Origin of the sequence: Brooklawnia sp. (genome assembly GCF_032229645.1) — a bacterium.
Lineage (GTDB): Bacteria > Actinomycetota > Actinomycetes > Propionibacteriales > Propionibacteriaceae > Brooklawnia.
The window spans coordinates 1-5,422 of the sequence record NZ_JAVTWX010000107.1 but is presented as its reverse complement, the minus strand read 5'-3'; the positions used below and the strand labels follow the sequence as shown (position 1 = coordinate 5,422).

The following is a 5,422-nucleotide window of genomic DNA, read 5'->3' as shown; positions in this document are numbered from 1 at the left end:
GATGTTACAGTGCGGCTTGGTCCGCTCGAACTTGGCCTTTGCCACTTGGGCTCCTTCTGGTTAGTCGCCACGCTGGTTGCGTGGCACACCTTTTCGTGGCTGTGGGAGGGTCCCGCAGCTCGATTGTCCTGATTTGGTACAGCTCATCAGGGCCGTGGGTATTCACCCACGAGCCCTAGTAATTGTCGTCGTCCAGTCGCCGGGAGTCAAACCGATACCGCACTGCTGGTAGCGAACGACCAGCGAGCCGGTTTGAACGCCCCCGACGACAGGCTGCTAGGCACCATCATAGACATCCGGCGAACGGTGCCGCAGCCAGGCGGCGCCTATCGCGATCAGGTGGCTTCGGACGCGCTTGCGGCAGCTCATCGTGTAGGTTTCCGGCCCGTCATGGGCTCGGGACCTACACGATGCGGACGACCCGACGATCAGTTCTCGCCGCGAGCCTTCGCCACGATCTCTTCGGAGATGTTCTTGGGAACCTCACCGTAGGAGTGGAACTCCATGGTGTAGGTGGCCTGGCCGGAGGTTTTCGACCTGAGGTCACCCACATAACCGAACATCTCGGCCAGCGGGACGAGCGCATGCACGACGCGGTTGCCGTGCTCCTCGTCCATCGACTGCACCTGGCCACGACGCGAGTTTAGGTCACCGATGACGGTACCCAGGTAGTCTTCCGGGGTCGTCACCTCGACGGCCATCATCGGCTCCAGCAGGGCCGGGCTGGCCTTGCGGGCGGCCTCCTTGAAGACCATCGAGCCGGCGATCTTGAACGCCATCTCCGAAGAGTCGACATCGTGGTAAGCGCCGTCGGTCAGCGTCACCTTGATGTCCTCGACCGGATAGCCGGCCAGCACGCCGAACTGCATGGCGTCCTTGACACCCGCGTCCACCGCAGGAATGTATTCCCTGGGGATGCGGCCGCCGGTGACAGCGTTGACGAACTCGTAGCCCGCGCCCGCTTCCTGCGGCTCCAAGGTGATGATGACCTTCGCGTACTGACCCGAACCGCCCGACTGCTTCTTGTGCGTGTAGTCGACGTTCTCGACCGCACGACGCAGGGTCTCGCGGTACGCCACCTGCGGCTTGCCGATGTTCGCCTCGACGTGGAACTCGCGCTTCATGCGATCGATCAGCACCTCAAGGTGCAGCTCGCCCATGCCTGCGATGATGGTCTGGCCGGTGTCCTCATCGGTGTGTACCTGGAAGGTCGGATCCTCTTCGGCGAGCCGCTGAATGGCGATCGACAGCTTCTCCTGATCGGCCTTCGACTTCGGCTCGATGGCCTGCTCGATGACCGGGTTCGGGAACTCCATCGACTCCAGCATCACCGGGTGCGCCGGATCGCAGAGCGTGTCTCCGGTGCCCGTTTGCTTCAGACCCATCACCGCACAGATGTTGCCGGCCGGCATGAAGTCGATCTCCTGACGCTTGTTGGCGTGCATCTGGTAGATCTTGCCGATGCGTTCCTTCTTGCCGGTCTCGGCGTTCAGCACCTGGCTACCCGACTTCAGGATGCCGGAGTAAACGCGGATGAAGGTCAGCTTGCCCAGGTGCGGGTCGGCGGCGATCTTGAACGCCAGCGCGGACAGCGGCTCGTCCTTGTCGGCGTGACGCTCGATGATCACGGACTCATCGCCGGGCTTGAAGCCCTGGATAGCCGGGACGTCGACCGGGGCAGGCAGGTAGTCGATGACCGCATCCAGCAAGGGCTGCACGCCCTTGTTCTTGAACGAGGTACCGCAGACCACGGCAGTGAAGGAATTGCTCAGCACGCCGCGGCGGATCGCTCGCTTGATCTGCTCGACGGTAGGCTCTTCGCCCCCGAGGTAGGTCTCCATCAGCTCGTCGTCCTGATCGGCGATGAGCTCGATCATTTCGATACGGGCCTGGTCGGCCGCGTCCTTCAGATCGGCCGGGATGTCCTCGATGACGTAGTCGTCGCCCATCTGGGTCTCGCCGCGCCAGGTCTTGGCGTTCATCTCGACCAGGTCGACGATGCCCAGGAAGTCATGCTCGGAGCCGATCGGCAGCTGCAGACGCACCGGGACGACCTGTAGGCGGTCCTTGATGGTCTGAACGCAGTGGTCGAACGAGGCGCCGGTGCGGTCCAGCTTGTTGACGTAGCAGATGCGCGGCACACCGTACTTGGTGGCCTGACGCCACACGGTCATCGACTGTGGCTCAACGCCTGCGACACCGTCGAAGACGGCGACCGCACCGTCCAGGACGCGCAACGAACGCTCCACCTCGACGGTGAAGTCGACGTGTCCCGGGGTGTCGATGATGTTGACCTGGTAGCCCTTCCAGAAACATGTGGTGGCCGCCGAGGTGATGGTGATACCGCGTTCCTGTTCCTGCTCCATCCAGTCCATGGTGGCAGCGCCGTCGTGCACCTCACCGATCTTGTGGGTGATGCCGGTGTAGAACAGGATCCGCTCGGTAGTGGTGGTCTTGCCGGCATCGATGTGAGCCATGATGCCGATATTGCGTACCTTGTGTAGGTCGGTTTGCAGGTCGAGGGCCACGAAATCCCCTATTTCTTGTCGTGTGTGTGCCGGGAGTTGGGATGGATATCGTTCACGCGCGGTTCGACTCCGCAAAACCGAAGCCAGACATGCCAAAGGGTCGCCCTCAGATCGAGGGCGACCCCCCGGCACATCACCAGCGGTAGTGAGCGAAGGCGCGGTTGGCCTCAGCCATCTTGTGGGTGTCTTCGCGCTTCTTGACCGAAGCCCCCAGGCCGTTCGAGGCGTCCAGGATCTCGTTCATGAGCCGCTCCGACATGGTCTTCTCGCGGCGATCGCGGGCGTACCCGACCAGCCAGCGCATGGCCAGCGTGTTCGCGCGACCGGGCTTGACTTCGACCGGCACCTGATAGGTGGCGCCACCGACGCGGCGGCTCTTGACCTCGACGGCCGGGCGCACGTTGTCGAGTGCCTTCTTGAGCGTCTGCACCGGATCGACACCGGTCTTCTCCCGAGCTCCTTCGAGCGCGGTGTAGACGATGCTCTGGGCGACGGTCTTCTTGCCACCGAGCAGGATCTTGCTGACCAGCTGGGAAACCAGCGGCGAGCCGTAGACCGGGTCGATGATCACGGGGCGCTTGGGCGCCGGACCCTTGCGAGGCATTACTTCTCCTTCTTCGCGCCGTACCGGCTGCGGGCCTGCTTGCGGTTCTTCACACCCTGGGTGTCGAGAGCACCACGGATGATCTTGTACCGCACACCCGGCAGGTCCTTCACGCGGCCTCCGCGCACGAGCACCATCGAGTGCTCCTGCAGGTTGTGACCGACACCCGGGATGTAGGCGGTAACCTCGACGCCCGAGCTGAGACGGACGCGAGCGACCTTACGTAGCGCGGAATTCGGCTTCTTGGGGGTAGTGGTGTACACCCGCGTGCACACGCCCCGGCGCTGAGGCGAACCCTTGAGCGCGGGTGTCTTACTTTTGCTGACCTTGTCAGTGCGGCCTTTGCGGACCAACTGCTGGATGGTGGGCACCTGCTGGTATCTCTTTCCGTCATGTGGTGCACGCCTTGGTTGAGGCGGCACACACTTCGTTGTCTACTTCCCTGGCTGCGGCACGTCATCACGAACGAGAAACCACCGAAATCTCTTGAACGAGGCGGGAGCCGCCGTGCGAACTCCGCACTTGTCCTAGGCTCCTCGCAACGTTTAGGTGCCCAGCTCAACCGCCAGGGTGCGCACATGGTGCCGGACAGACCGGACACAACTGTGCAGTCTACCTGCTGGCCACCGAGGGGTCAAAACTCCCCTACCGCGTCGTCCGTCGCGCAAGACGGAGCCGAGATCGGCGGCTGCCAGATTGCCAAGAATCGCCATAGGTTCCGCAACATCGTCGGCTACGACAACAGGGGCACCCGGAAGGATCCCGAATGCCCCTGTCGGCTTGAGTGTCATGGACTCAGCGCAGGTCGCGGTAGTCCATATCGTCCAGCGGAACAGCCGCCCCGCTACCCGAGCCGAAGTCGTAGTCGAAGGCGTCGTAGCTCAGCGTGTAGGCATTCGCCCGCGCCTCGGCTGTCGGCTCGACCCGGATATTGCGGTAGCGCTCCAGGCCGGTGCCGGCCGGGATGAGCTTGCCGAGGATGACGTTCTCCTTGAGACCCATCAGATGATCGGACTTGCCGTTGATGGCAGCGTCGGTCAGCACCTTGGTGGTCTCCTGGAAGGACGCCGCGGACAGCCACGAATCGGTGGCCAGCGACGCCTTGGTGATACCCATCAGGACCGGACGGCCTTCGGCCGGACGCCCGCCCTCGGTGAGGGCCTTGCGGTTGGCCTGCTCGTACGACTGCCGATCGATCAACTCGCCCGGCATCATGTCGGTATCGCCCGAATCGATCACGGTCACGCGGCGCAGCATCTGCCGGATGATGATCTCGATGTGCTTGTCGTGGATCGGGGCGCCCTGGGTGGCGTAGACCTTCTGCACCTCGGCCACCAGGTGCTCCTGCACCTTGCGAACACCCTGGACGCGAAGCACGTCCTGCGGGTCAATCGTGCCGGCCGTCAGCTGATCGCCAACACTGACATGGTCGCCATCGGCGACCACGCGGTGCACACCGTCATGGTCGTCGAACTCCAGCCGGGCACGTCGCGGAACGACGTACTCGACATCGGCTTGGCCATCGTCGCGGACGATGAGCAGCTTGCGGCCGCGGTCGCCATCCTCGATCTTGATCTGTCCGTCGGCCTCCGCAATCGGCGCTTTGCCCTTCGGGGTGCGCGATTCAAACAACTCGACCACACGCGGCAGACCCAAGGTGATGTCGTCGCCCGCCACACCACCGGTGTGGAAGGTACGCATCGTCAGCTGGGTACCGGGCTCGCCGATCGACTGCGCGGCCTGGATACCGACGGCCTCACCGACATCGACCAGCTTGCCGCCGGCCAGTGAACGTCCGTAGCACATCGCGCAGGCGCCGGTGGCGGCCTCACAGGTGAGCACCGAACGTACCTTGATGATGGCAACGCCGGCCGCAATCAGCGCCTTGATGTGATCCTCGGTGATGTCGGTCCCGGCAGGGACGACGACCTCGCCCGATTCGGTCACTGCGTCGGTGGCCAGGTTTCGGCCGACTGCGCTGGTATCCAGAGCCTTCACCTCACGCAGCGCGCCGCCCTCAGCTGCGACCGCGATGGTCTTGGTCAGGCCTCGCTCGGTGCCGCAGTCCTCCTCGCGGATGATGACATCCTGCGAGACATCCACCAGACGACGGGTCAGGTAGCCCGAGTCTGCGGTCCGCAGTGCGGTGTCGGCCTGCCCCTTACGACCACCGTGCGTGGAGATGAAGTACTCCAGAACGGTCAGGCCTTCGCGGAAGTTCGACTTGATCGGACGCGCGATGATCTCGCCCTTCGGGTTGGCCACCAGGCCTCGCATGGCGGCGATCTGG

The 5,422-nt window shown here is 63.7% G+C and carries 3 protein-coding genes and 1 pseudogene; all 4 read right to left on the bottom strand.

Features of this window, described 5'->3' with window-relative positions; genetic code table 11:
• Window positions 1-428 precede the first annotated feature (428 nt).
• Window positions 429-2,528 (bottom strand): elongation factor G, encoded by a 2,100-nt coding sequence (gene fusA / locus AAFP05_RS08035; RefSeq protein WP_341729341.1) that lies wholly within the window; start codon window positions 2,526-2,528, stop codon window positions 429-431.
• 133 nt (window positions 2,529-2,661) lie between these two features.
• Window positions 2,662-3,132 (bottom strand): 30S ribosomal protein S7, encoded by a 471-nt coding sequence (rpsG, locus tag AAFP05_RS08030; RefSeq protein WP_341729340.1) that lies wholly within the window; start codon window positions 3,130-3,132, stop codon window positions 2,662-2,664.
• Window positions 3,132-3,503, bottom strand: a complete 372-nt coding sequence (gene rpsL, locus AAFP05_RS08025) for a 30S ribosomal protein S12 (protein ID WP_341729339.1) — start codon at window positions 3,501-3,503, stop codon at window positions 3,132-3,134. Before rpsL ends, rpsG begins: the two co-directional genes overlap by 1 nt.
• Before the next feature lie 424 nt (window positions 3,504-3,927).
• Window positions 3,928-5,422: pseudogene (locus AAFP05_RS08020) on the bottom strand (DNA-directed RNA polymerase subunit beta'); the annotation flags it as partial.

Bases quoted from the DNA above. Each gene is read 5' to 3' on its own strand.
- rpsG (WP_341729340.1), bottom strand. From the start codon at position 3,132: ATGCCTCGCAAGGGTCCGGCGCCCAAGCGCCCCGTGATCATCGACCCG.